Raw genomic sequence first — 24,716 nt, 5'->3', positions numbered from 1 at the left:
TTCCAGAAATCGACCGGACATTCGAAGCGGTCTGTGAGCGGATAATCGCCACGACCTTGGGCAAGGTCACGAAACCGAAAACAGAAGGCGCGGCAATCGCGATCCGCTGCTTTTCCTCGTTCTTCATCGCGAAGATCGACGCTTCCAGCCGATCCAGGGACGTCAGGGCAAGTTCTACGTTTCGCAGAAGCTCCCAAGCTTCCTGCAAGGGGACGATGCGGTTGGCTGATCGCTTGAACAGTGTGATGCCGAGCGTGGTCTCGAGTTGCTTCACATGTTGACTGACGGCCGGCTGGCTTATCCCGAGCGCTGCCGCCGCCCGCCTTGTCGAACCGGCCCGCAACACTTCCCGGAAGACCTTCAGTTGACGGAGCTTGAGGTCGCTCTGCAACAACTCCATTCCCTGCGCGCCTTTCCCTGATAACCACCCGGCGGCAGACAACGCCAACCTGGGGAGCAACGAACTGCCTCAGTATATAACGACGCGTTATAGATAAAATAATAAAAGTTATAGATTGAGTGTGTAATTTCAAGCGTTAGAATTGGCCAGTATCTCAAGTTAACTCCACATTAGAAATATAACAACTCGCAACCTTGGGTTATATGGTTTGGTCTCGGCAATAAAGACCGACATATCCTGCGGCAATTGCGAGCCGAGGAAAGCGCCCCATGGGTGGTTTTACTACTCAGTTTGTTGTCGCACTTACCGTGACCATAAGCCTGGCTCTTGTCAGCGGCTGCCTGGGTACGGCATTCGGGCTGTTTTTGGCGATTTCGAAGGGCACGGCAAAGCCGCGCCTCAACGCGGTCGTGGCCGCCTACACCACAGTCGTCCGTGGTGTACCAGAACTTCTCGTTATCCTGCTCATCTACTTCGGCGGAACCACGCTCGCCAGCAAGATCGCCGGCCGGTATGTCGAGGTGAACGCATTCACCGCAGGGGTTATCGCGCTCTCGGTCATTTTCAGCGGTTATGCGACCGAAGTGTTTCGCGGCGCGATTGCGGCAGTGCCAGCGGGCCAAACCGAAGCGGCAAAGTCGCTTGGGCTGAACGCCTGGCAGCGCTGGATGTTCGTCATCGGTCCGCAGATGCTGCGGCTGGCGCTGCCTGCCTATGGCAATCTCTGGATTTCGCTCTTCAAGGATACCGCACTGGTTTCGATCGTCGGCCTGACCGACATCATGCGCGTTGCGTATGTGGGGGCCGGATCCTTGCGCGCACCATTGACCTTCTACCTTGCGGCCTCCGCTCTCTATCTGTCGCTGACCACCGTCACGTTGCTGTCGATCCGGCTGACTGAGCGGCGCTATCCGGCTCTCGGCCGGTAGGAGGGAAGGCCCATGAACCTCGGCTTGATATTTGACGCACTGGTTGTCTTGCCCTCGGGCATCGGTCTTACATTGATCCTGACGGTGTTGTCGCTGACGGCCGGATTTCTTCTGTCCGTGCCGCTGGCCTTCATGCGCGCTTTCGGACGCCCCGGCCTCTCGCTCGCAGTGCTCTCATACACCTATGTGATCCGCGGAACGCCGATGCTTGTTCAGCTCTTCCTGCTCTATTACGGCCTCGCTCAGATCGAGGCGGTGCGGGCCAGCATCTTCTGGGTGATCCTGCGCGACCCCTTTTGGTGCGCCCTTCTGACATTTTCGCTGAACAGCGCGGCACACACCACCGAAATCCTGTGCCGTGGTCTCCAGTCCGTGCCTAAGGGTGTCACCGAGGCGGCCACGTCTCTGGGCTTGAAACGCTTCCAGATCGCTCGCCTGGTCACCTTCCCGATCGCTTTCAGGATATCGCTCCCGGCCTACGGCAACGAGATCGTCGGGATGATCAAGGGCTCGTCCCTGGCCAGCACCGTGACGCTTCTCGAGATCACCGGGATGGCGAGACAGATGGTGTCGACCACGTTCGCGCCGTACGAGATCTTCGTCGTCGCCGGAGCGATCTACCTATCGCTCACCTCGATCGCGGTGAAAGCGATCCAGTTGCTGGAGCGATGGCTCTCGGCCGACGGCCATCCGGTGCGTCGACGAAAGGCGCGATTGCGCCCCGCCCTACCTGATCCAGAGATCACGACGCCCCTGCCCTGACGCCGCAGGTTCTGGGCTCCCTCCATCACAAACCAAAGAAGAGGTGCATCATGCGCATACCCCTGGCTATTGCTGTTTCTGTCGCATCCCTGATGTCGGCATTCCCCGCTGGCGCCGAAAGCGCGCGCGTCATATCGATCGCCTCCGAAGGCGCCTCGCCTCCCTGGGACAGCACCGACGCGAACGGTCAACTCTATGGCTACGATATCGATGTCGGACTGGAACTGTGCCGTCGCATCGAGATCAAATGTACCTTCGTCCCGCAGGATTGGGACGGGATCATCCCGGCACTGCTTGTCGGCAAGTTCGACGTCATCATGTCCGGCATGGCGATCACGGAAAAACGCAAGCAGTCGATCGCGTTCTCGATCCCCTACGCCACCGGCTTCAACCAGTTCGTTGTGCGCAAGGACCTGGGCCTCGACGCCGGCGACATCAAGCAGAAGGTCAACCTTTCGACCATCGGCGACAAGGAAAAGGCGACCATCGAGCGCCTCAGATCGACACTCGCCGGCAGGGCGATCGGGGCCCTGCGCTCGTCGAATTCGGAAGCAGTGGTGAAGGAAATGCTGGGCGATGTCGTGACCATCCGCAGTTATGACAGCCAGGACAACATGAAGCTCGATCTTGCTGCAGGTCGCATCGACGGCGGTCTGGCCGACTATTTCACGTGGCGCGATTTTCTGGAGACGCCTTCCGGCTCGGATGTGGTGTTTTTCGGCCCTGAACTGAATGGCGGGCTCTGGGGGCCGGGCGTCGGCGCAGGTCTGCGCAAAGACGATACGGAGTTGCTCGCCAGGTTCAACGCGGCCATCGACGCGGCCACCAAGGATGGGACGATCAAGGCGCTGAGCCTGAAATGGTTCAAAAGCGATATCTCGCCTGCAGTCGCGCAATAGGCAGCAACCGACTTCGACATTGACGTGGCGCCGGTCGGAATGCCAGCGCCCTCCCCTCCTTCAAGGCGAGCCCCATGAAAGACCAGTTCTGCGCGGTCGTTACCGGCCAATCCCTGATCAAGCACGATATCCGTGACATCAAAGACGAACGCTTCATCGCGGTTACGGACTTCCTGCGACAAGGCGACGTCGTCTTCACCAACTTCGAGTCGACGATCCTGGGCAAGCACGGCGGGTGGCCGACCAAGGGCAAATACTTCGGATATTCCAGGGCTGAAGTGCTCGACGCATTGCAGGCGAACGGTTTCAACGCGCTTGCGCTCGCAAACAACCACGCCTTCGATCTCGGCGTTGGCGGCATCCTGTCGACGCTGGAGGAGGTGGAAGCGCGGGGCTTCCTCCATGCCGGCATCGGGGCCGACGAGACGGATGCGAGGAAACCGGGCCGCCGCCAGCTGGGCGCGCGCGAGGTCGCACTTCTTGCGATGGATGCAGGCCCTGGCCCGACCAACATGTATGCCGAAGACCGTACGGCCTTCCGGCCGGCTCGGCCGGGCGTCAATCGCCTGAGCACCGTTCGCAAGATGGGGGTGCCGGACGGACATTTCAGCAGACTGGCAAGGCTGGGCGCCCATTTGCAAAGCTCCCCGTTTGAACTGGCCAACTATGCGCAACCGGAGGACCCGGTAGAGGTGGCAGCCGGCAAGGAGATCAATTTCTACGGCACCGTGTTCACGCAAGCCGCCGATTTCGGCCGCCTCATCGAAGTCGACCAGCAGAGCGCAGCCATCCATCTGTCCGCCATCCGGCACGCCGCGGCACAAGGCGATTTCGTCATTGCCTATCTGCACCACCATCATTGGGAACCAGGTTGGCAGAACGTGCCGCGCTGGGTGCAGGCCTTTGCCAGGATGTGCATCGACGCCGGCGCCAACCTGTTCGTCAGCCACGGTGCTCCGGTGCTGCAGGCAGTGGAAATCTACAATGGCTCGCCGATCTTCTACGGCCTCGGAAATTTCCTTTTCCACGTCCACCCGAAGGAAACCGAATGGGATCCACCGGAAGTCTGGCAAAGCATCGTCGCGGCCTGCCGCTATGATGGGAGCGGAAACCTCGCAGGAATAGACCTCCTGCCCGTCGTGATCGGCGCGAAAGCTCAGTCTCTCGGATCAGCAACGGGCAGATTGGTACCCGTCGCCGTCGCTGGAAGCGCGGCGCGAGACATCCTCGAGGGATTCGCGACCCGATCGCGGGCGTTCGGCGTCGAAATCGAAGTGTCCCCGACTTGCGGCCGCATCGCCCTGCCCGCTGCACGAAAATTCGGCTGACGGCCCGACCGACCGCTCACACCGTCTTGCATTCCGCCGGCGGGGACTCGCCGCCCGTCTCGCTATCTGCCTTTGTGTCTAGCTGGGCCAGTTCTTCTCCTAACGCCGCGATCAGGGACGAGACGCGACCGCGCACACGCGGCGGAAGTTTCACTAGCCCTTCAATCAGTCGCCGACCCTCCGCGCTGGCAATGAAATCCAGGCGCTCATCGACCGGCAGGGGCCGCGCCTCGACGCGGGTTTCATCGTTTCCCGGCAGGCCTTCAAAGAAGCGGCCGACAGGAACGCCGAGCGAACTGGCGATCTCGTAGAGCATCGACGCGCTCACGCGATTGCGCGCGTTCTCGTATTTCTGCAGCTGCTGGAAACTGATGCCGATGGATCGGGCAAGCTGGGCTTGCGATACGTCCGATTGGACGCGAACCGTCGCAATCTGCCTGCCGACATGCTGATCGGCGGGATGCGGGTCGCTTTCGATCTTCGGCTTCGGCCCCGTCCGAAGGAGGACTGAGCGTTGCGGTTTCAACAAGGCCTTTCGATCCTCCATTAGTCAGCCGGACAGAGAGTCTGTCGCCACGCGCCGGGCTCTCCGCACCGATGTGATCTGCAGGTCGACTCGCCATTTTAAATACCTTATGGGGTGCAAAATGACCCTATTGGTGGCAAAGAAAATCTGCCTGCCGATTGTGGCCTCATGGTCAGTCCACGACAGATTCGAGCCGCACGAGCTTTGCTTGGTTGGTCGCAGCAGGAGCTTGCGGACAAGGCAATCGTGTCGCTGAACGCTCTGACCCGGTTGGAAAACGGCAAGGTAGATTCCCGGATCAGCACTTTGCAGGCCATTGAGGCGGCCCTGATAAAGGCGGGTGTCGAATTCTTATCCGCTGGTCAAAAGGGTGAAGGTGTTCGGCTCTTAGATCCTCAGGCTTGAATGTCCCGTTGGCGGAAGGACAGGTTCTCGCAGCTGCAACCGCCACAACTACCCTCCGGCGGGTGACGAGAGGCAAAGTCGTGGTATTGTCGGAATCAGCCATGATCCGAGTTTCCTGAAGCTTGGTTGTGGTCAGGCTGGGATGACTCCCCGACGCACGTCCTCAGCCGAGTCCAAATGTGAGCCCCTGCTCCTATGAAACTTTGGAAGCAGAAAAACTATGTGAGCGATTTCATATCACATGAGCCATAAGTGATCAACTTGAAATTAGATGATATGAAAGAAATTATGGGCGCCCAGATCAGAGGAGCGCGAGGATTAATACGTTGGAGTGCCGAAGATTTGGCCGATGCGGCGAGCGTGGGAGTAGCCACAGTTAGGCGCGCAGAAGCTGCGGATGGCGTCCCTCCAATCACAATAGCAAATCGGAATGCGATCCGTGGTGCCCTGGAAAGGGCGGGCATCGAGTTCATTTCGGAAAACGGCGGTGGCGCTGGCGTGCGCTTGGCCAAACGGCAATAGCGAACAACGCGCAGCTTCGAGCGATCGTCTAAATCTCATCGCCGACGTCCCGCTTGCTTTTTGCACTAGGTGCGGCCATCCGCACAGGTGACATTGAACGACTGAAAAGGGGCCGAAAGGGGACTGTCAGCTTCTAAGCACGAATTTTCACAAGCGGACTTTCATGCCGCAATGGAATCGACCTGACAGGGCGCAATCCAAGCCCTAGCCAGGGAACAGGAATGCCGAGGCAGGATCGAAGAAAATGCGTTGACCCGGTGCGATGGCGCTGTCCGCTTCCTCTGCATCGGAGGTTGGCCTGACGTCGATATCTTCTCCGGCCGCCGTGCGCGCCACGATGCGCCGGCGGTCGCCGAAGAAGGCGGTATCGACGATCTCGACGCCGAGTGCTGCGCTCGCTGGCCCGGGCGTCAGGCGGAAGGCTTCGGGGCGTACCATCAGGCGCACCTTTTGACCTTGACCAAAGGATGTTGTCGTCTTTACGCCGGTCACGATCGAGCCGTCGGCCAGGCGGACCGTCGACGCGCCACCTGCGGTTAGCAGATGCTCGGCCGGCAGGAAATTCGAGTTGCCGATGAAGCCGGCGACAAACTCGCTCGCCGGCCGGAGGTAAAGATCCTCACCGGTGCCGATCTGTTCGATACGGCCTTCCCTGAACAGAGCGATGCGATCCGAAAGATGCAGCGCCTCCTCCTGGTCATGCGTGACATAGAGGATCGTGACGCCTGTCTCGCGGTGGATGCGGCGGATCTCGGCCTGGATCTCCTGGCGCAACTTCTTGTCGAGTGCCGACAGCGGTTCGTCCATCAAGAGGATCGGTGGGTCGTAGGCCAGCGCGCGTGCAAGCGCCACGCGCTGCTGCTGGCCGCCAGACAGCGCGCCCGGATGGCGGTCGGCGAAGTTTTCGAGGCGCACCAGCGCCAGCATGTCGGCAACCTTGCGCTTGACCTCACCGTCGGGCCGGCGGCGCACGCGCAGCGGAAAGGCGACGTTCTCGGCGACGCTCAGATGCGGAAAAAGGGTGTAGCGCTGGAACACCATGCCGATGTTGCGCTTGTGCGACGGCACCGAAAGCAGCGATCTGTCCTCCAGGAGCACATCGCCCGAGCTCGGATCCTGGAAACCGGCGATGGCGTACAGCGTGGTCGACTTGCCGGAGCCCGACGGGCCGAGGAACGTCAGGAACTCGCCCTTGGGCACATCGATGGTGACGTCGTGGACGGCGACGAAGGCACCGAACGTCTTTCTTACTGCGCGTATGGACAGGAAGGGAGGGATCATCTGGACAATTTTCTGCGAAGGAGTGCGGTCACGATCATCAGGCACAAGGTCAAGCCGACAAGCAGGCTGGAGGCGGCGGCGACGACCGGGCTGAGGTCGGCGCGCAGGCTGCCCCAGATTTTCACCGGCAAGGTTTGCAAGCTCGGGCTCGCCATGAAGATCGCCACCACGACCTCGTCCCATGAGGCCAGGAAAGAGAAGATCGCCGCCGAGAAGATGCCGATCCTGATCGACGGCAAGGTGATCCTAAGCCTCGCCTGCAGCGGGCTGGCGCCGCAGACGATGGCCGCGTCCTCGATGGATTTGTCAAAACCCTCGAGCGCGGCCGTGATCGGAATGATGGCGAAAGGCAGCGCCAAGATGGTGTGGGCGATGACGAAGCCGACCGTGGTGCCGGCAAGGCCGATGCGCAGGAAGAAGGCGTAGATGGCGATGGCGAAAACGACCACCGGCAGCACCATCGGCGTCAACAGCAAGCCGCGCAGGACCTGGCGTCCGCGAAACTCACCCCTGACCAGGCTGAAGGAGGCGAACAGGCCGATGATGACGGCGAGGATAGCGGCCATGGCGGCAATTCGGGCACTGGTCAGAGCGGCATCGATCCAGGTCGGGTCGCCCAGTAATTGCTGATACCATTTCAGCGTCCAGCCGGGTGGCGGAAAGGCCAGCCAGCGCGACGAGCCGAATGACAGGAGCACGATGAAGACCACCGGCAGCAGCAGGAAAGCCGTGACGGCCGCCGTGAAGCCGCCAAGCACCATCCGCAGCCATCCGAGCCGTTCATAGTCGAGCAGCATGTCAGGTCCCTCCCCCGGCGCGCCTGGCCCCAACCAGGCGAAACTGGATCGCGTAGAGCGCCATGGTGACGGCAAGCAGGACAAAGGCGGCCGCACTGCCGAGCCCCCAGTTGAGCAGCGACTGCACCGTCTGGGCGATCATCTCGGCCAGCATCATGTTCGATGTGCCACCGAGCAGGGCCGGGGTGACGAAGTAGCCAAGCGACATGACGAAGACCATCAGGCCGCCAGCAGCGACGCCGGGAAGCGACAGCGGCAACATGATGCGGCGGAAGGCCTCGAACGCGCTTGCGCCGCAAAGGGCTGCCGCGCGCAGCGTCATCGGGTCTATCGACCTCAGTGTGCCGACCAGCGGCAGGATCATGAAGGGCAGCATGATGTAGACCATGCCGATGGTGACGCCGGCCAGATTGTTGATGAGCGGCAGCGGTTCGTGAATGATGCCCAGGCCCATCAGTGCCCGGTTAATGACACCGGTGCGCTGCAGCAGCACCATCCACGCATAGGTGCGGGTAAGAAGGTTCGTCCACATAGACAGGATGATGATGCCGAAGACGATCGAGCCCAGGGCGGGCGGCATGATCGCCAGCATCCAGGCGACGGGGAACGCCACCAGGATGGTGACGGCGGTTACGACCGATGCAACCAGGAAGGTGTTGAGGAACACCCGCACATAGGTGCCGCTGCCGAACAGCGCCGCGTAGTTCTGTAAGCCCGGTTCGGGATCGGTGACGCTGCGCAGCAGCAGGGCGACCACCGGCACGATAAAGAACAGCCCGACCAGGAGCAGGGCCGGCAAGGCGCTGCCACTGCCGGTCGGCAGGCCGACGATCGAGCCGCGTCTAGGAGAATTTCCTTGCATCGAGCGGTCCTGTCTCGAAACGGGGCGCGCAAGCCGCGCCCCGTCGGTCTGCAACGGCGTTACTTGGTCTGCCAGGCATACCAGCGCGTCGCGATCTCGTCGCGATGCTCGGCCCAGTAGTTCATGTCCAGGTTGATCTGGCCCTCGACATGGGCATCTGGCAGGGCCTTGACGGAATCGGCCGGCATCTCCGCCTTGGCCTTGGTGTTGATGGGCGCATAGCCGCTTGCTTCGGCGAATTTCGCTTGGCCGGTCGGGCTGGTGGCGGCGGCAAGGAACTTCATCGCGCTGGCCTTGTTCTTGGTACCCTTCGGCACGACGAGCACGTCGGCGGCGGTGAGGTTCTGGTTCCAGGAGACGCCGACATCGGTGCCGTCCTGCTGAAGGGCGAAGACGCGCCCGTTCCACAATTGCCCGAAGGCGGCCTCGCCCGAGGCGATCAACTGCTGCGACTCGGCGCCGCCGCCCCACCAGACGATGTCGGACTTGATGGTGTCGAGCTTCTTGAAGGCACGGTCGAGGTCGAGCGGATAGAGCTTGTCCGCCGGCACGCCGTCGGCCAGCAGAGCGATCTCGATCACGCCCGGCGCCGACCATTTGTAGAAGGTCCGCTTGCCGGGAAACTTCTTGGTGTCGAACATGTCGGCCCAGCCGGCCGGTTCGCTCGCGACCGCGCCCTTGTTCCAGGCGAGCACGAAGGAATAGTAGAAGCTGCCGACGGCATGCTCATTGCTGAAGCGCGGGTCGAGATCGGTCTTGGGCACGACCGCATAGTCGATCGGCTCGAGCAGTCCGTCCTTGGCGGCCTTGATGGCGAAATCCATCTCCACGTCGACGACATCCCAGGTGACGTTGCCGGCGTCGACCATGGCCTTGAGCTTGCCGTAGTCGGTCGGTCCATCCTGCAAAACCTTGATGCTGGAGCTGGCCTCGAAGGGGGCGGCCCAGGACTTGGTCTGCGCCTCCTGCGTGGTGCCGCCCCAGCTGGTGAACGCCATCTCATCGGCCTTGGCGGCTGTCGCCGCGAGCAGTCCGGCCAGCAGGCCGGTCAAAATCAATTTCATTGTCATTCTCCTCTGTTGGTCTGTTCTTGTTTTTCTCAGTGCACCTGCGTCCTGCGCAACTCAGCGCATGACGAAGGGATCGGGGATCGGCTCGTCCGAGGTGTTGATCCATACGGATTTCGAGCGCGTGTAGTCTCTGATGGCGTCGAGACCGCCTTCGCGGCCGAGGCCCGACAGACCGTAGCCGCCGAACGGAACGAGCGGCGATACGGCGCGATAGGTGTTGACCCAGACAACGCCGGCATGGATGTCGCGCGCCATGCGATGCGCCTTGCCGAGATTGCTGGTGAACACGCCGGAAGCCAGGCCGAACGGAGTGTCATTGGCGAGTGCCAGCGCCTGCGCTTCGCTGTCGAAGGCAAGCACGCTGAGCACCGGTCCGAACAATTCCTCCCGCACGCAGGGCAGGTCGCTGCCGCCGGCATCGATGATGGTCGGTGCGTAGTAGAAGCCGCTGCCGACTGGCCGTGTTCCACCGGTGACCAGCATGCCGCCCGCGGTGAGGCTTTCCGCGACAACCTTCTCGATCCAGTCGCGCTGCCGCAGCGTGGCGAGCGGACCCATTTCGGTCGCCGGATCCTGCGGATCGCCGATGCGAATCGCCTCGGCCTTGCGCTTCAGGCGAGCGAGGAATTCATCCTTCACCGAACGTTCAACCAGCAGCCGCGAGCCGGCGACGCAGCTCTGGCCGGTCGCCGCGAAAATGCCGGCGACCACCGCATTGGCGGCACTGTCGAGGTCGGCGTCGGCAAAGACGACGACCGGGCTTTTGCCACCGAGTTCGAGCGTGGTGTAGGCAAGGTTTTCCGCCGTGTTCCTGACGACGGCGCGCGCCGTCGACGGACCGCCGGTGAAGGCGACGCGCGAAACCAGCGGATGGCTGGTCAGGCGCCGGCCGCAATCATGGCCAAAGCCGGTGAGGATGTTGACGACACCGGCTGGAAAGCCGGCCTCATGAACCAATTCGGCAAAGGCAAGCAGCGGCGCCGGCCCATCTTCGGAGGCCTTGAGCACGATGGTGCAGCCGGCGGCGAGCGCCGGGCCGAGCTTGACGGCCGAGAGGAAGAGCTGCGAATTCCACGGCACCACCGCGGCAACGACGCCGATCGGTTCGCTGCGTATGGTGACGTCGAGATCCGCCTTGTCAACAGGCACATGCGTGCCTTCATGCTTGTCGGCAAGCCCGCCATAATAGCGGTAGTAGTCGCCGACATAGGCGATCTGGGCGCGGGTTTCGCGGATGATCTTGCCGGTGTCGCGCGTCTCGAGTTCTGCAAGGCGCCCGACATTGGCGGCGACGAGGTCGCCGAGCTTGACCAGCAGTTTTCCACGCGCTGTCGCAGTCATCCTTCGCCATAGGTCTGAGCGCAGTGCGCGGTGCGCCGCCCCGACGGCACGGTCGACATCGGCTTCGCTCGCCGCCGGCATCCTGGCCCAGGCCGTCCCGGCCGATGGGTCGACGCTGTCGAACGTGGCGGACGGCTCGTCGAAGCGGCCGTCGATGAAGTTCCTGAAAACAGCGTCGGTCATGGGCTCGCGATCAGAGGAAGGCCGGCATCACCCGGTCGATGAACAATTGCAGCGATTTCATCTTGCGCTGGTGCGAAAGGCCGCTGTCGATCCAGATCGAATACTGGTCGTAGCCGAGCGCCTCATAAGCCTTCAGCCGGGCGATGACCTCATCAGCCTCGCCAATTACCAGGTTCTGCCTGATCTTGTCCGGCGCGTATTGCGGCATGGCGGCGATCTCATCCGCCGTCAGCGGCTCCAATATGCCTTGATGCACCGGCTTCTTGTTCTGGAACCAGGCGCCGAACTGGCAGTAGAAAGTCGACAGGTCCTGGGTGAGGCGATCGGCATCGGTCGCGTCTTCGGCGACGAAGGTGTGCATCAAAAGCATGATTTCCGGTCTTTCGATCTCGGGATGCGCGGTGCAGGCGCCGTTAAAGCGCTGCATCAGGCTGGTCACCTCGTGATCGCCGGAAGCCAGCGGCGTCACCTGGACCTTGCAGCCATTGGCGACGGCGAAATCATGCGAATTCGGGTCGCGGGCCGCCACCCAGATCGGCGGGTAGGGTTTCTGCAGCGGCTTGGGCGAGGAGGTGGTGGCCGGGAATTGCCAGAACTCGCCGGAGAGTTCGAAGTCGCCGTCCCAGAGGCCGCGGATCGCCGGTATGATCTCGCGCATGCGCTGGCCGGCCCCCCAGGCGTCGAGGCCTGGAAAGATGCGCTGATATTCATAGCTGTAGGCGCCGCGCGCGATGCCGATGTCGAGCCGGCCGCCGCTGATTACGTCGGCCATCGCGGCTTCGCCGGCAAGCTTGATCGGGTGCCAGAAGGGCGCGATCACGGTTCCGGTACCGAGGCGGATGCGGCTGGTCTTGGCGGCGAGATAGGCGATGTTGATGAAGGGGTTCGGCGAGATGGTGAATTCCATGCCGTGATGCTCGCCGATCCAGGCGGTCTCGAACCCTGCCTGCTCGGCCAGCAGGACCAGTTCTTCTAGCTCGGTCACAAGCTCGGAATGCGGCTTGGCCAGGTCCGATCGTTCCATGTGCACGAAGAGCGAGAATTTCATCGCTGGTCACCTGTATTGACGGCGGAAGCGCCGGCGCTGGCGAGCGGCCGGACCTCGCCTTCGACATTGTTGCCGACATAGACACCGAATGCATCCACCGAGCATTCCCTGACATAGCGCGCGAGCATCGAGCGGATGGCCGGATCGGCGATCTTCAATCCTTCGATCGCGTCGATCTCGATCAGCCGGATGCCGCGATCGCTGGAAGCGGGCACGTCGAACGTGCCACGATAGTAGACATGCGTGCGTGAAACAGTTCCGGCATCGTCCCAGACGGCGAAAAGGAAGCCGAGCTGAGCCTCAATGGCCTTTGCCACAAGCAACCCTCGGAGGCTATTGCCATCGCCCGCCGAGCCCAATCCCCGGCCACGCGGCAGTTCAAAACCGTCCGCGGTTTCCACGAACAGGATCCGGCCGCCATTTTCGAGGATGGCGCCAACATCGGTGCCGGGTTGGGTTGCGGCGAGCGCGTCCTGGCTGAGGCCGGGTGCGACATAGGCGCCGCGGCAATAGCCGAGCGGCTGCGAGGAATTGTGCTGGAAATCGCGGACGCGCCCAATGAGGATCGAATGATCGCCGGCCTCGACCAGTCGCTCCATGTCACAGTCGAAGGACGCGACGGAGCCGTCCAGCACAGGGCTGCCGGTCCGTCCCGGCCGCCAGGCAACGGCGGCGAACTTGTCGGCCACTTTCGAGGCGAAGATGCCGGACGCTGCCTTTTGACCCTCGTTGAGAACGTTGATGGCGAAGCTCTTCGATGTCGCGAAGACGGGATGGCCAAGCGCCTTGTGTGCGATGCAGACCAGCACCAGCGGCGGATCGAGCGAGACCGAGGTGAAGGAGTTGGCGGTGAAGCCGCGCGGCTCGCCTTCGGGGCCGATCGTGGTGACGATGGTGACGCCGGTGAGGAAGGAGCCAAGCGCACGGCGGAATTCGCCGCTGTCGAACCCGGTATTCGCTTGCGCAGGGCCGTCTTGTTCGGTCGCTTCGTCCTCGGTGAGGAAGTCAACGATGCAGCGCGTGGTGAGGTCCGGTGCCGCGACCGCCATCATGTGCTTCTCACCCGGCAGTACCGTGCAGCGGCCATGCGGCGCCAGGCGTGCCATCGCGGCTGACATTGCCGGTGAAGAGTTCCTGTCCTCGGAGCCGGTCATGAACAGGGCCGGCACGGCCAGCGTCGGCAGGCGATCAGCATGATCGCCGTCGGCACGAGTGAACAGGCGATAGGTGCGGGCATAGCCTTCCGGGTCGACCGCGCTCAGTGCGGATGCCGTCTTCTGCGCTGCCGCTTCCAACTCGACCGGCACCGGATCGCCGAACCAGCGGGCGATGGTCCGTGCCGTGCCGGCCGTATCGCTGCGGCCGTTGAGCGCCACCGCGCGCTGGCGAACGGCTTCGGCCAGTTCAGGTGTACGCCGGAACACGGCATTCAGTGAAACGATGCGGCGGACGCGCTCCGGTGCGCGCAGCGCGAGTTCCTGAGCAACGAGTGCACCCATCGAGTGGCCGACGACGGATACCTTGTCGAGGCCGAGATGGTCGAGGAGGCGAATGGCTTGATCGGCATAATCGGCCAGTTCCGGATCTTGCGGTGGCAGCGGCGACTGACCATGGCCGAGCATGTCGATGGCGATCGCGTCGAAGCGGCCAGCCATGCGCTCGAGCTGCGGCTGCCAGATCGCAGCGTTCATGCCGACACCATGGATGAACAGCACTGGGGCACCGACACCGGCCCGGATGAAGCCGGTGCCGTCGGGCGCCGTGCCCTGTCGAGCCCATGCGGAAGCATCAGCCATGCACGTCCCCAAGCTCCTTGAGGTCCTGATAGCGGTCGCCGATGCGGTGATGCGGGCGACCGCCGATCGAAGCGCCAAGCGCGACCACCAGTTCGTCCGGCGCCGGCGCATCGCCGATCTGGAAATGCACGGTCAGGTAATGCGAGCGCCGTCCCTCGTCATTCTTATCCATTAGCGGGATCATGATCGGCGTGTTTGGCCCGCCGCGCAGATTGGTGAAGGCAAGATAGGTCTTGGCGCCGACGGCACGCCGATAATGATTGCCGAAATGGAGTGTGTGGATCAGCGCCGACGCATGCTCGATCTCGCCCGACGTACCGCAGATGGCGGCCTTGCCATAGCCCTCGATAGCCTCGCCGGAACCGGCGACGGCAACGATCTCGCGGGTCAGGATCTCCCCCAGCACCGGCGCACAGGCTCGGATTTGGGGCGACAGATCGTCGGTGAAGCCGCGACCGGCCCAGGGATTGGTCAGCACCGCGGCGACGCCGATAAGGCGCAGCGGCCGGGGGGTGGCCTTGCCGCCTTCGATCAGCGTGTTCTCGGTATAAGTCACGATCTTACGGATGGCGGTCTGCATTGGATTTCCTCGGGTAGGTGATACCTCGGGACGTCCAATCCCGCTGTCATCTTATGGTATACCATGCTATGGAGCGCCGAGTACCTTGTCAACCGGGCGTCGAATCTGTTTTGGTAGGGCGCAGGAGGCATACATGCCAGACGACACGCTTCGCATCGACCGCAGCGCCAAGACCTTGAGGACGCTGGCGCTGGAGCGCATGCGCGAAGCGATCATGGATTTCCATTTCCAGCCTGGCGAAAGGCTCGTCGAACGGCCGCTTTGCGACCAGCTCGGCGTCAGCCGTTCCGTCGTGCGTGAGGTTCTGCGGCAGCTGGAGGCAGAGGGGCTCGTGCAGATGATCCCTGGGCATGGGCCGGCCGTCGCCAGGCCGGACCTCGGCCGTACCGACGAGATCTACGAACTTCGGGCTCTGCTTGAAGGCATCGCGGCCCGAGCCTGTGCCCTGTCGGCCACCGGCGAGCAGTTGGCAAGGCTCGAAGGGGCGCTGGCGGATTTGTTCGATGCGTGGGCGTCGGCGACGCCGCCTGCGGTGATGCGGGCGACGACCAAATTCTACGAGGCGCTGTTCGAGGCCGCCGACAAGCGTGTCGCCTGGGAAATCGTCTCCGGGCTGAATGTCCGCATCAACCAGCTTCGTTCGATGACCATCGTCTCGACCAACCGGCGCGAAGCGGCGATCACCGAGATGAATGAGATCATGGATGCGATAAGGGCGCGCAAGCCCGATGAAGCGGAAGCGGCGGCACGGCGACATGTCGAATCGGCGTGGCAGATCGCTCGAGATAAACTTCGCCTGGTCTAGGTCCGCGTGAGCCTAGCCTATCCAACCCTTCGAAGCGCCTTGCAGAAAATGTCTGCTTCCCGGCAACGAACGACTGAGATGACCCGCAAAGCGGTCCGGCAGCTTCGGAGCCGTATCCGGACGGTCTGCTTCTAGGAAGCGCTCGTCGGTAAGCTGCCGTTCGAGTTCACGGTCATCGAGCGAAGTTTGCCTTGTCAACTGACGAATACGCTGCTTTGACGGCCAAGTTTAGCGGGCGCTCTTACCGGCCGGCACCTTGACGGCTGGAACAGGGCCGGTAGCGGATCGGCAGCTTGTGGAGCCACGCAGCCGAAGAGCGGTCATTCCATGACGTTGTTTACAGCTCCAGGAGGAGTGTCACTCCTCCTCGAATAACAACCTGCCATTCGTCAACGCCTCCTTCCAACCTAGGGAGAACCGCCGGAAATCAGGCTGTCAGATTGCACACCGTCGCGTGGAGTCATTCATCGCGCCAGTATGGGTGGGAACAGCTGAATTGGCGCGAGCCAACCAGACGGCGTTTGGTCTCAGATATCGGTCCTGGGACGGGCAGATCATTCGCGGTCATGTTGGGTACGAAACTGTAACCCTGATCGACAAGCTGCAGTTTCAGCTCCGCCAGGTGGCGCCTGAATCCATTTTCGATGTAGCTGCGCGGATACCGCCATCCGTTCCTGCATGCTCGCACGAGAATGTCGGAATACAGTTCAGAGCTGGCAGCTTTCACCGCTTCTTCGGAAGTCAGTTTGCTGTTGGTTTGGGTACCTTCGGACAAGCATGGCCCCACCGACACCAAAAGCACCAGTATTACGGTCAAGACAGACAACTTTGTCATGGAGCCCTCCGTGTTCTGAATCGACCAGGCCTGCCAAGCAACCTGCCCTGCCGATCTGCAGAGACTAGGATGCTGACCCGTCGCATGGAATCGTGCAAATGCAGTGTTTTCGATATCGCATCTGTAGTATTTCATCCTGATGTAAGGCCATCGGGTTCTGGCCGCAGGTCGGCAGCAAGGAAAATGGAACGATGCTTCGCGCCGTAGGCAATCCTCTCGCCGGCTTATCGGATCGGGAGTTGATGGTCGCGGCAAAGTTTGCGGAGGGAATGACGTATCGCGAAATCGGCGAAACACTTTTCATAGCGCCTACCACCGTTCGGACCCATCTTTCGGCCATTTATCGGAAGCTCGATGTTCGTAGTAAAGTGGCGCTTGCTGGGTTACTTGCCGATCACCGCCAGCAGGACCGCAGCCATGCACCACCCGGAAGTCTTTCGACCGATGAGCCGGGTCCGCCGGTCCTCGCAGTTCTCCCGTTCGACAATTTAAGCGGAGAAGAACGCTGGACTCGTATCGCTGATGGTTTGTCGGCGGACCTCATAGTTGATCTCTCTCGCTACCGGGACCTTGCGGTGATCGCCCGCCAAACAATGCTTTCCTACAAGGGACGGCATGTTGACGTGCGAGCTCTCGGACGAGAGTTGAATGCCGACTATGTGATCGAGGGAAGTTTTCAAGTGGACGGGCAGCGGGTGCGCATCCGCGTCCAACTCGTCGACGCCCACACAGGGGTCGATGTCTGGACGATGCGTTACGATCGTTCCGCGAACAACCTGTTTGCGATGCTGGACAGCGTGACCGAAAACGTCATCAATGTCCTTGCAACTTGCCACGGTCAGCTCGCCAATCTGCGACGCGATGCGGCTCGTCGGAAGGCTCCAGCAAGTTTGCAGGCCTATGACTGCTATCTGCTTGGGCTTGAGCAGAAGCACCTTTTCACCCGTGAGTCGAACAAGGAGGCGATACGGCTACTGGCGCGTGCGATCGAACTCGACCCGGGTCTAGCAAGAGCTTGGACCGCGCTGGCACTTGCGCATGCTGTGGAAGCTATCAACGGGTTTACCGACAACCTTTCCGGCTCGATCGAGAGCTGGAGCCAATGTGTCAAGCAAGCGCTGGCGCTCGATCCGTCCGACATTTACGCCCGCATAATGCTTGCCGATCTTCGGGCATTGCAGGGCGATGTCGAAGCTGCTGTCGAAGAACATGACCGAGTGTTGGTGGCTGCTCCAAATGACGCGGACTCACTTGCCTTTCTTGCGGGTAGCCTTGCTCTTGTTGGCAGCGACCCGAAGCGTGGCTACGAACTGGCCAAGCGAGCGGTCCGGCTAAATCCTTATGTTCCCTGGTATCATGGAATGCTCGCTCGATGCAGCTACGTTCTTGGCTTTTACCGTGAATCACTGGTCGCGCTACGTCAATCTGCGCCAGATTCGCCCGCCACCCTTCTGTTTCTGGCAATGGCTCATGCGATGCTCAATGAAACTCCTCAGGTCGCCAGGATCAATTCGCGACTGAAGGACGAGTTCCCGAATTTCACGGCTGAGGTGTTCATCAGAACCTATCCGGTTACCAATCCTGTCGCCATTGCTGCAATCAGAGAAGGCGCCCGTCGTGCGGGTTTGGCCTAGCTTCTTAACTCTGGTCACCTCAGAGGCGCATTGCTCCTCGGGCAGCATTGGGGCCGAATGCGGACCGGCGGCTTTCAGTGAGCAGCAATCAACAACGGACGATTGCACCATAGCTTTTGAGGCCAGCCAAATGGCTTTGTCGTCCTGGGCGGGTTGCATAAGGCTGCACTCCAAACATGGCTTTCAAGGAAGCTGGACGATTCCCTCAAGCGCCGCGTAGACCGAGATTCGAAGCCAACGGTCCATGCTTCGCGCGAGGCCGGGGTCGCCGATGAGGAAAAGGCCGCCCCTCTCTTTCTCACGCTCGATGCTGGAGCGGCCCTCCAGGATGGCTCCCAGCGAAACAACGCCGGTCTCGACGTAAAGATCGACGTCCCGGCCGGGGTCGAGCGCGCATAGCTCGGGCAAGTCTGAGCCTGGCTCGACCACAAACCAGTAATGGGGACACCTCGGTGGGGGATCGTCGCGGAAATGGAAGCGGATGACGGCGCGCCGCCGCGGCAGTTCAGCGAGGTCAATCTTTCGCCGCACGGCCCACATGAGGGTCGAAACATCCACGTCGGCGAGCGCGATCTCCGCCTCGATGTTGCATTGCGCCCATTCCGCCAGCGCGTTCATCGCCGGCTCGAGCCTTATCGACTTTTCGGTACGGAAATAGCTGATGGTGCCCGTCGCCTCGTCCTCGACGCGCTCGACCAGGCCCAACGCTTCCATTTCCTTGAGCCGCCTCGACAAGAGGGCGGACGAGACGTTGCCCACCCCCTTGCGAATGTCATTAAAGCGGGTCGAGCCGTTCCAGAGCTCGGTCAGGATTTGAATTGTCCAGCGTGGCTCCAGGAACTCGCAGGCGTGCGAGATCGGGCAGACCAGTCCGTAAGGCCGTCGCGTCATGGCTGACCGCTCCTTTGCCGCAGGTTAGGCCTTTCGGAGGTCTGAGGCCAGTTCACAATCTGAAGCGGAACGCTTCCGAAGCTGCCCTGGCGCCTTCTCGCCTTCTGCCGTCACGTGATCGCCATTCGCATTCCCGATCAACGGAGGTTCACCATGACTTGGCGTAACATGACGCAAACGACAATAGGCCAGACCGCACGGCGCTTGCCGGGCACTTTTCTTGACCCTCCGCTCGAACGCCTGCTGGCCCTTGTCCGTGAGTGGAGGACCCGCCGCAACATAGAGCGCGGGCTCGGTCACCTGTCCAACTTCCTTCTGCGGGACGTTGGCTTGACCGAAGCGGACGTCGAAGCGGCCTGCGCCGACAGCTTCGATAGGTCCGCCTCTCGCGCGCTCCAGAGTGCAGCGCAGAACCGCACGGGAAATTGGTGAGAAGGGAGAGCCCCGGGAGCGGAAGCCGTTTTGACGGCGGCAATTGATCAGCCGAACTCAGGGATCCCCAGTAGCGCCTTGGTTTCAGAGATCTAGCGCGCCGAAGCGATTCGAATGCATACTTCCAAGTGGTCGGCCGGCTCTTCGGATTCATCGTGAGGAACGTCTGCTGTTGGAAGAAACCCACCGAAGCTTTAACAACCGAGTTGAGGCGCTGAGCGCACGCTCGTGCGGTATAGTAGGTCCGATAGCGAGCTACGAGCACGGCACGATCCGCAACTATCGAAGCCCGGCAATTCGCAGCCCCTCTACATAGAGAGCCCGGTGCTTGTCGTGAACGATCGGATGAAACTTGTCTACCCATTGAAGGGATAGGGACGGTTGAAGGCGCTTGGCCTGCGAAAGCGCATGAACCGCGATGTCCATTTCACCGGCCATCCCAGCGGCCGCCGCGTACGTCCGCCATGCAGACCCAAAATGGGGCCGGAGTTCAACCGCGCGACATTCGCATTCGACCGCGTCTGCATATCGTCCAGCCATGAAATGACATAAGCCAAGGATGGAGAAATTCGCAGCATATGTGTGATCGCGAGGACTTAGCCTACCCGCGATTTCAAGATGGTCGAGCCCCTCGGCGGGCATGCCCCCATATCCGTAAGTTGAGCCCAGGATCGAATGCGCAAAGGCGAAGCTCGGGTTTAGCTCGATCGCTTCATTTAGTTCTCTCACAGCAGAGTCGAAGCCGCGCGAAATCATGTGGACAAACCCTGCCGCTAAATGCGTCCACGGGTCCTCGGGGTCGCCTTGGATTGCCCGCTGCGCGAGGGCGCGAGAGGTGGGCAGAATGTCTGCTGCGTTGGCCCATCCTGACAAAACGCGGGCCGCGTGAGCCCACGCCAACAGGCTGTTGGCGCGGGGATAGTCAGGATCGAGGTCCGTAGCCTGCTTCAGAAATCCCTGTGCAATCTCGATTTCCGTAGCCGAACTCCAGGTCCAGACATATGGCATCGCCTTCATGACGAATCCCCAAGCGTCAAGATTGGTGGGGGACCTGCTCTGAAAGCGTTGCTGTTCCGCCGTGTAGAGCCGCGGCTCGATCGTAGCGATGACACTTTCGGCAATCTGATCCTGAAGCGCGAAGAATTCCGACAATTCCACATCGTATCGTTCAGCCCACACTTGTACCCCGGTCGATGTGTCACTGACTTGCGCGCTTATCCGGAGTCGATGACCTGAGCGCCTTACACTTCCGTCCAGCACATACCGCACACCAAGCTCTCGACCGACTTGTTTTAAGTCGACCGCTTTTCCCTTGTAGGTGAACAAAGAGTTCCGGGCGGACACGAAGAGCCAACGAAGACGCGACAGCCGAGTAATAATGTCTTCGGCAAGGCCGTCGGCGAAGTATTCCTGTTCGGGGTCGCCGCCCATGTTCTGGAATGGCAAGACAGCAATCGAAGGGTTGTCGGGCAGCGCCAGCTGTTCGGAGGACCCGGCAGTCGCAGCCAGATCGGTTTTTGGGACCGTGTCGCGCATACATAGGCGATAGGTGCGCACCGGGCGTGCGATATTTTTGAGCTCTTTCTCGCCCAGATCGACAAATTCTTCCTTCAGTTTGTCGCGCACCTGTTCGTAAGCGGCGGCCGATAAACAGATGCCGTTCGGCTCAGCGATGCTTTCTAGACGGGAGGCAATATTGACACCATCTCCCATCAGATCGCCGTCGCTCTCCTCGACAACATCGCAGAGATGAATGCCGACGCGAAATTCAATGCGTCGCCCGGGCGGTAAGCCAGCGTTGCGCTCAATCATGCCGTTCTGCATTTCGATTGCACAGCGTACGGCGTCAACAACGCTCCGGAACTCTACGAGGGTGCCGTCACCCATAAGCTTCACAACGCGCCCATTGTGGACAGCGATGGTCGGATTGATGAGATCGCTCCGGAGCGCCCGTAGCCGCGCCAGCGTTTGATCTTCGTCCGACCCCGCCAACCGGCTGTATCCGACCACGTCGGCGACCAGGATCGCCGCAAGTTTCCGCGTCTGGCTCACTTTGCCCACTCCTGTCGACTAAGTGGCATAGCACAGATTACAAAATCCCGTTTTCGAAGGCGACGTTCGATAGGTGAATTCCGAGATAGCCTCAAACAAAGCAGCGCGGGATCTGATTGGAAGTGAATTACGGCAACCACGATCTGTTGGCGAGGCGGACCTTAGGTGCCGTTGAAAATTTTCAGTCAACGAAGCGCGTCCTGTCAGACTTGATGATGACCTCGGCGAAATCGGGCGAGACCTTGCCGCACCAGGCCATCAAGAGTTTTCTCACCGCCCTGATACGGTGAGCCGCGCCAGCACCGTTTCAGCCTCGAGGCGAGGCACCACGGCGATACCATCGCGGTCGCCGACCAGTATGTCTCCCCGCGAGATGGTCATTCCTCCCAGTACCACCGGGAACCCGGCCGTGCCTGGACCATTGCGCGCCGGCGAGTTCGCGACGATCCCGGCACAGTAAACCGGCACCCGCCCGCCTCGATCCCGACAACATCGCGCACGAGGCCGGCGCACCCCTTGTTTCGCACCATGCCAAGGACGAGATCCTCAGTGACCGCCGCACCAGCAAAGCTGTCGGTGGCCGCAACGATGATATCGGCCAGTATCGCAGTACCTGGCGAGAGTGCCTTAATCCCTGGTGCAACGCCCCTCGCCCGCCCATGGCGTCTAGGACTAGGCTCACGGGCAAGCCGGAAAAGGCACTGATGATCTCTGCCGCAGGCCGTTCGAAACGGCTTTTGATGGTGAGCAGCGGTGGGTCTTCAATCATGTGGCGGCCTCACACCCTGAACGAACGAAAGACGAGCTGCAGCGGGATATTTGCGGTTCCTCAAAGGCGCTGCCGCAACTTCCATGCCCTTGAGAGATATCGAAGGCGAGGATCTTCGCTCTGGGGGCGAGGTGAAGTTCAAGCACCTGGCAGCTGAATTCCTCGCCATCGTAAAGAGCTGCGCGTCGTCGATCGCATCGAGGCAGCGACCCAAGGCGCCTCGCCGAGAGTGGAAGACGAGGAATAGTTCGCCCGATTCGCGTGATCGCATTTCGCGATAGCCGCCGGCGAGCCAGTCATTGGCTTCTCGGCGCCGGCCGATCTGTACTCCAGCGACCAGGTTTCAGAAAAGTTTCAGAATTTCGCCGGTACGCACCGCTCCACATGCGCCATGATCCCTACAATCTAGGGAGTGGCCATCATGGAAAACGACGTCGAAAGGCTCCGCATACGGCAAGAGCTTTACGAGTTGTACTTCAGTGGGGTCAACAGCTTGGCCTGCGCGCCAATGCCCGGCACCTTCTTCGAACTTCTAGAGTTGGGCGCCCTGGCTCGCCATGAACCCGTGCCTGAGGGAGCAGAACCTGCGGCTGCGGCAAAGGTCTTGACCGTAAGCGCGGATGGCCCCTGTATGTCGACGAGCCCGGCTCGGTTTGGCAGAGCGCTTCTGAATGTCGCATACAGAATCAGGGAGCATAGCAATCGGCGAGTGCGTGTTTGACACTCCGCGCGGCTTGCTGTTGCGCCAGGGTCATCCCGTCAAACTTCGTCCCAAGACATTTGCACTCCTGAGCCATCTCGTTGGAAAAACAGGGCACGTCGTCAGCAAGTCGGAGCTGATGGAGTCCGTCTGGCCTGGGCTGTTTGTAACCGAAGACTCGCTCACCCAAGGCGTGCGCGAGTTGCGCAAGGCGCTGCGCGATGACTCACAAAGTATAATTCGCACCGTCTCAGGCCGCGGCTACCTCCTTTCACCGCTTGGCGCGCCGGCGAGGCCGCCGTCCGACCTGCCTTCTGTAGCGGTGCTGCGCTTCACTAATGAAGGCGATGCGACCGACACGCCTCTGGTCGATGGTTTTGCCGAGGACATTGTCAACGCTCTGGCGCGATTTCGCACTGCTGTTGTCCTGGCGCGCAACTCAAGCTTTTCCTTTGCGTCGGAGGACCCCGGCAACTGGACCGAGGTCGGCAGGAGACTCGGGGCAACCTTCCTGGTTCGGGGACGCATGGGCCTTCGCGACGGCACCGTACGGGTGGCGATCAACCTCATCGAAGCGGCAAACGGCGCGGTCTTGTGGGGCGAGAAGTTCACAGCATCGGGCTCAGCTGTTTTTGACATGCAGGAAGAGATCGCGCTGCGTGTGACGAACCGTCTTGTCGCACGGCTCGACGATGCGGGCTTGACGCGCGCCCGTCCAAAGCCTCCAGCAAGCCTGGCGGCCTATGAGCTTCTTCTCAAGGGGCTGGTGCATTTGCGTGGCTACGGCGCCGACGATAATCAGGCAGCACGGAACTACTTTGCTGCGGCCGTCACCAAGGATACGCATTATGCGCTCGCGCGCTCATACCTTGCATTTGCCGACCTGATTATCGGCGATTATGGAATGGCTCCTCCGGAGGTGCTGGCCGACATAGTAGAGCAAGCCCGCTTCGCGGTAGGACTCGCACCAGAGGAGCCTCGCTGCCATCGGATTCTTGCCCAAGCACTGCTGTGCACGCGCACATACGATGCCGCCGAGCGGCACTTTCGAAGATCCTATGACCTCAATCCCTTCGATGCGGACACGATCGCGCAGATCGGCTATCTGCTTGCCATCAGGGGCAAGCCTTTCGAAGCCCTGACCTGGATCGACAAGGCGGTTCAGATCAATCCGATACATCCAGACTGGTATCATTCCGACCGTGCATTCGCCCAATACGCGGCGGGAGACTACAAGGGAGCCGTTGTCAGTTGGTCGATGTTGCCCATGACTTCGGCCGTAAGGCTCACATGGCTGGCGGCGGCACAGGCGAAGTTGGGCAACCAGGACGCGGTATCGCGGCTCGTTTCGGAACTCAAGCGTATCGCGCCATCCTACACTCCACTGGAGTCGATCCGGGCCAGCATGCTTTACGAGCATGAATCTGACGCTGACCATCTTCTCGACGGAGTCGCGAAAGCGCTGATGATGTGGAGCGCCGCCTGAACTGTTTGGTTACCGGCCGGACTGGCGGAGCTTTGGGCAACGTTGAAACATTACGACACCGATGTGTCGGATGGTTTGCATTCAAAGGTTTTTGCGACGCTATCTGAGAGCTCTCGTCGGTGATCGCGGGAGGAACTATGGAATCGCCCGAGCATGCTTTCGAAATCATCCGCTACAAGAAATTGGACCGTCCGCGTGCCGGCCTATAGCAACACGCTGACCTTCGCTTTCGAGGCAGAAAGCTACGCACGCTCCTATGCGGATGGCCAGGCTTTCCGCCTTAGCGTCGAGGTGGCTGAGCGCAAGAAGTGTGCGTGAAGGGGGCCTACAATCCTGGTCGTTTCGCCCCAGACGGCTGAACCCGACGATGTCCGCCACCAGGA

At 61.1% G+C, this 24,716-nt stretch carries 25 protein-coding genes; 11 read left to right on the top strand and 14 right to left on the bottom strand.

The features are described from left to right. Positions 1–400, bottom strand: a 400-nt coding sequence (locus tag NKJ88_RS22185; protein WP_352445481.1) for a LysR family transcriptional regulator, incomplete at its 3' end; no start/stop codon positions are given. A gap of 269 nt (positions 401–669) precedes the next feature. Here NKJ88_RS22185 and NKJ88_RS22180 point away from each other — a divergent pair. From NKJ88_RS22180 to NKJ88_RS22165, 4 genes are all read left to right on the top strand, one after another. Next, entirely contained in the window at positions 670–1,329 is a 660-nt protein-coding gene (locus tag NKJ88_RS22180; protein ID WP_023683618.1) for an ABC transporter permease, read from the top strand. A 12-nt stretch (positions 1,330–1,341) separates the two neighbouring features. Beyond that, the gene (locus tag NKJ88_RS22175) at positions 1,342–2,091 is read left to right on the top strand and encodes an ABC transporter permease (RefSeq protein WP_023825140.1); all 750 of its coding nucleotides are present in this window, start codon (positions 1,342–1,344) and stop codon (positions 2,089–2,091) included. Positions 2,092–2,141: 50 nt separating this feature from the next. Then, positions 2,142–2,990 carry a transporter substrate-binding domain-containing protein gene (locus NKJ88_RS22170; RefSeq protein ID WP_023829978.1) on the top strand — a complete coding sequence of 283 codons (849 nt, stop codon included), beginning with the start codon at positions 2,142–2,144 and terminating at the stop codon, positions 2,988–2,990. Positions 2,991–3,064: 74 nt separating this feature from the next. Next, a complete protein-coding gene (locus tag NKJ88_RS22165) occupies positions 3,065–4,318 on the top strand; it encodes a CapA family protein (RefSeq protein WP_023731779.1) in 1,254 nt (417 codons plus the stop codon). A 16-nt stretch (positions 4,319–4,334) separates the two neighbouring features. On the opposite strand, the gene NKJ88_RS22160 is transcribed toward NKJ88_RS22165, so the two are convergent. Continuing rightward, positions 4,335–4,847 (bottom strand): helix-turn-helix domain-containing protein, encoded by a 513-nt coding sequence (locus NKJ88_RS22160; protein WP_245260152.1) that lies wholly within the window; start codon positions 4,845–4,847, stop codon positions 4,335–4,337. A 111-nt stretch (positions 4,848–4,958) separates the two neighbouring features. On the opposite strand from NKJ88_RS22160, the gene NKJ88_RS22155 reads away from it, so the two are divergent. Together NKJ88_RS22155 and NKJ88_RS22150 are read left to right on the top strand one after the other, a co-directional pair. Further along, a complete protein-coding gene (locus NKJ88_RS22155) occupies positions 4,959–5,249 on the top strand; it encodes a helix-turn-helix domain-containing protein (protein ID WP_502904764.1) in 291 nt (96 codons plus the stop codon). A gap of 276 nt (positions 5,250–5,525) precedes the next feature. Beyond that, entirely contained in the window at positions 5,526–5,771 is a 246-nt protein-coding gene (locus tag NKJ88_RS22150) for a hypothetical protein (protein ID WP_023804518.1), read from the top strand. Positions 5,772–5,975: 204 nt separating this feature from the next. Here NKJ88_RS22150 and NKJ88_RS22145 read toward each other — a convergent pair whose 3' ends face one another. The 8 genes from NKJ88_RS22145 to NKJ88_RS22110 are packed head-to-tail and all read right to left on the bottom strand — an operon-like array spanning position 5,976 to position 14,729. Continuing rightward, positions 5,976–7,052: an ABC transporter ATP-binding protein gene (locus NKJ88_RS22145; protein ID WP_023825142.1), complete on the bottom strand. Its 1,077-nt coding sequence runs from the start codon at positions 7,050–7,052 to the stop codon at positions 5,976–5,978. Beyond that, a complete protein-coding gene (locus tag NKJ88_RS22140; RefSeq protein WP_023825143.1) occupies positions 7,049–7,849 on the bottom strand; it encodes an ABC transporter permease in 801 nt (266 codons plus the stop codon). The genes NKJ88_RS22145 and NKJ88_RS22140 overlap by 4 nt, the downstream gene beginning before the upstream one ends. Before the next feature lies 1 nt (position 7,850). After that, entirely contained in the window at positions 7,851–8,711 is an 861-nt protein-coding gene (locus NKJ88_RS22135; protein WP_023825144.1) for an ABC transporter permease, read from the bottom strand. A 59-nt stretch (positions 8,712–8,770) separates the two neighbouring features. Next, positions 8,771–9,775 carry an ABC transporter substrate-binding protein gene (locus tag NKJ88_RS22130; RefSeq protein WP_023816752.1) on the bottom strand — a complete coding sequence of 335 codons (1,005 nt, stop codon included), beginning with the start codon at positions 9,773–9,775 and terminating at the stop codon, positions 8,771–8,773. Positions 9,776–9,835: 60 nt separating this feature from the next. After that, positions 9,836–11,305 (bottom strand): aldehyde dehydrogenase, encoded by a 1,470-nt coding sequence (locus NKJ88_RS22125; RefSeq protein ID WP_023825145.1) that lies wholly within the window; start codon positions 11,303–11,305, stop codon positions 9,836–9,838. 10 nt (positions 11,306–11,315) lie between these two features. Beyond that, complete coding sequence (locus NKJ88_RS22120) at positions 11,316–12,353, bottom strand: LLM class flavin-dependent oxidoreductase (RefSeq protein WP_023697483.1); 1,038 nt, start codon at positions 12,351–12,353, stop codon at positions 11,316–11,318. After that, a complete protein-coding gene (locus NKJ88_RS22115; RefSeq protein WP_023716180.1) occupies positions 12,350–14,149 on the bottom strand; it encodes an alpha/beta fold hydrolase in 1,800 nt (599 codons plus the stop codon). The genes NKJ88_RS22120 and NKJ88_RS22115 overlap by 4 nt, the downstream gene beginning before the upstream one ends. Beyond that, complete coding sequence (locus NKJ88_RS22110) at positions 14,142–14,729, bottom strand: amino acid synthesis family protein (RefSeq protein WP_023716181.1); 588 nt, start codon at positions 14,727–14,729, stop codon at positions 14,142–14,144. Before NKJ88_RS22110 ends, NKJ88_RS22115 begins: the two co-directional genes overlap by 8 nt. A 133-nt stretch (positions 14,730–14,862) precedes the next feature. Here NKJ88_RS22110 and NKJ88_RS22105 point away from each other — a divergent pair, with 133 nt between their 5' ends. Continuing rightward, positions 14,863–15,534 (top strand): GntR family transcriptional regulator, encoded by a 672-nt coding sequence (locus NKJ88_RS22105; RefSeq protein WP_023816749.1) that lies wholly within the window; start codon positions 14,863–14,865, stop codon positions 15,532–15,534. 460 nt (positions 15,535–15,994) lie between these two features. On the opposite strand, the gene NKJ88_RS22100 is transcribed toward NKJ88_RS22105, so the two are convergent. Further along, positions 15,995–16,369: a hypothetical protein gene (locus tag NKJ88_RS22100; RefSeq protein ID WP_155923349.1), complete on the bottom strand. Its 375-nt coding sequence runs from the start codon at positions 16,367–16,369 to the stop codon at positions 15,995–15,997. A gap of 191 nt (positions 16,370–16,560) precedes the next feature. On the opposite strand from NKJ88_RS22100, the gene NKJ88_RS22095 reads away from it, so the two are divergent. Continuing rightward, positions 16,561–18,003 carry a LuxR C-terminal-related transcriptional regulator gene (locus tag NKJ88_RS22095; protein ID WP_023716184.1) on the top strand — a complete coding sequence of 481 codons (1,443 nt, stop codon included), beginning with the start codon at positions 16,561–16,563 and terminating at the stop codon, positions 18,001–18,003. A gap of 183 nt (positions 18,004–18,186) precedes the next feature. Here NKJ88_RS22095 and NKJ88_RS22090 read toward each other — a convergent pair whose 3' ends face one another. Continuing rightward, on the bottom strand, positions 18,187–18,894 hold the full coding sequence (locus tag NKJ88_RS22090) for a winged helix-turn-helix transcriptional regulator (RefSeq protein WP_023825148.1): 708 nt from the start codon (positions 18,892–18,894) through the stop codon (positions 18,187–18,189). 153 nt (positions 18,895–19,047) lie between these two features. Here NKJ88_RS22090 and NKJ88_RS22085 point away from each other — a divergent pair, with 153 nt between their 5' ends. Next, complete coding sequence (locus NKJ88_RS22085; protein ID WP_023716186.1) at positions 19,048–19,326, top strand: YjiS-like domain-containing protein; 279 nt, start codon at positions 19,048–19,050, stop codon at positions 19,324–19,326. Positions 19,327–19,605: 279 nt separating this feature from the next. Here the strand turns inward: NKJ88_RS22085 and NKJ88_RS22080 are convergent, their stop codons facing one another. Together NKJ88_RS22080 and NKJ88_RS22075 are read right to left on the bottom strand one after the other, a co-directional pair. Beyond that, entirely contained in the window at positions 19,606–21,378 is a 1,773-nt protein-coding gene (locus tag NKJ88_RS22080) for an adenylate/guanylate cyclase domain-containing protein (protein ID WP_023716187.1), read from the bottom strand. Positions 21,379–21,648: 270 nt separating this feature from the next. Beyond that, positions 21,649–21,846, bottom strand: coding sequence for an RraA family protein (locus NKJ88_RS22075; protein ID WP_196813640.1), 198 nt, complete (start codon positions 21,844–21,846; stop codon positions 21,649–21,651). A gap of 1,014 nt (positions 21,847–22,860) precedes the next feature. Here NKJ88_RS22075 and NKJ88_RS22070 point away from each other — a divergent pair. Both NKJ88_RS22070 and NKJ88_RS22065 read left to right on the top strand, forming a co-directional pair. Further along, positions 22,861–24,333: a winged helix-turn-helix domain-containing protein gene (locus tag NKJ88_RS22070; RefSeq protein WP_352445474.1), complete on the top strand. Its 1,473-nt coding sequence runs from the start codon at positions 22,861–22,863 to the stop codon at positions 24,331–24,333. Positions 24,334–24,528: 195 nt separating this feature from the next. Next, entirely contained in the window at positions 24,529–24,651 is a 123-nt protein-coding gene (locus NKJ88_RS22065; RefSeq protein ID WP_023825152.1) for a hypothetical protein, read from the top strand. Positions 24,652–24,716 lie beyond the last annotated feature (65 nt).

Source organism: Mesorhizobium sp. M0016 (assembly GCF_040324035.1).
Lineage (GTDB): Bacteria > Pseudomonadota > Alphaproteobacteria > Rhizobiales > Rhizobiaceae > Mesorhizobium.
The sequence above is the reverse complement of the archived record's forward strand: the minus strand, read 5'-3'. Positions and strand labels throughout refer to the sequence as shown.

Excerpts from the sequence above, each read along its gene's own strand:
- NKJ88_RS22180 (WP_023683618.1), top strand. The coding sequence starts at position 670 with ATGGGTGGTTTTACTACTCAGTTTGTTGTCGCACTTACCGTGACCATA.
- NKJ88_RS22175 (WP_023825140.1), top strand. The coding sequence starts at position 1,342 with ATGAACCTCGGCTTGATATTTGACGCACTGGTTGTCTTGCCCTCGGGC.
- NKJ88_RS22170 (WP_023829978.1), top strand. The coding sequence starts at position 2,142 with ATGCGCATACCCCTGGCTATTGCTGTTTCTGTCGCATCCCTGATGTCG.
- NKJ88_RS22165 (WP_023731779.1), top strand. The coding sequence starts at position 3,065 with ATGAAAGACCAGTTCTGCGCGGTCGTTACCGGCCAATCCCTGATCAAG.
- NKJ88_RS22150 (WP_023804518.1), top strand. The coding sequence starts at position 5,526 with ATGAAAGAAATTATGGGCGCCCAGATCAGAGGAGCGCGAGGATTAATA.
- NKJ88_RS22145 (WP_023825142.1), bottom strand. The coding sequence starts at position 7,052 with ATGATCCCTCCCTTCCTGTCCATACGCGCAGTAAGAAAGACGTTCGGT.
- NKJ88_RS22140 (WP_023825143.1), bottom strand. The coding sequence starts at position 7,849 with ATGCTGCTCGACTATGAACGGCTCGGATGGCTGCGGATGGTGCTTGGC.
- NKJ88_RS22135 (WP_023825144.1), bottom strand. The coding sequence starts at position 8,711 with ATGCAAGGAAATTCTCCTAGACGCGGCTCGATCGTCGGCCTGCCGACC.
- NKJ88_RS22130 (WP_023816752.1), bottom strand. The coding sequence starts at position 9,775 with ATGAAATTGATTTTGACCGGCCTGCTGGCCGGACTGCTCGCGGCGACA.
- NKJ88_RS22125 (WP_023825145.1), bottom strand. The coding sequence starts at position 11,305 with ATGACCGACGCTGTTTTCAGGAACTTCATCGACGGCCGCTTCGACGAG.
- NKJ88_RS22120 (WP_023697483.1), bottom strand. The coding sequence starts at position 12,353 with ATGAAATTCTCGCTCTTCGTGCACATGGAACGATCGGACCTGGCCAAG.
- NKJ88_RS22115 (WP_023716180.1), bottom strand. The coding sequence starts at position 14,149 with ATGGCTGATGCTTCCGCATGGGCTCGACAGGGCACGGCGCCCGACGGC.
- NKJ88_RS22110 (WP_023716181.1), bottom strand. The coding sequence starts at position 14,729 with ATGCAGACCGCCATCCGTAAGATCGTGACTTATACCGAGAACACGCTG.
- NKJ88_RS22105 (WP_023816749.1), top strand. The coding sequence starts at position 14,863 with ATGCCAGACGACACGCTTCGCATCGACCGCAGCGCCAAGACCTTGAGG.
- NKJ88_RS22100 (WP_155923349.1), bottom strand. The coding sequence starts at position 16,369 with ATGACAAAGTTGTCTGTCTTGACCGTAATACTGGTGCTTTTGGTGTCG.
- NKJ88_RS22095 (WP_023716184.1), top strand. The coding sequence starts at position 16,561 with ATGCTTCGCGCCGTAGGCAATCCTCTCGCCGGCTTATCGGATCGGGAG.
- NKJ88_RS22090 (WP_023825148.1), bottom strand. The coding sequence starts at position 18,894 with ATGACGCGACGGCCTTACGGACTGGTCTGCCCGATCTCGCACGCCTGC.
- NKJ88_RS22085 (WP_023716186.1), top strand. The coding sequence starts at position 19,048 with ATGACTTGGCGTAACATGACGCAAACGACAATAGGCCAGACCGCACGG.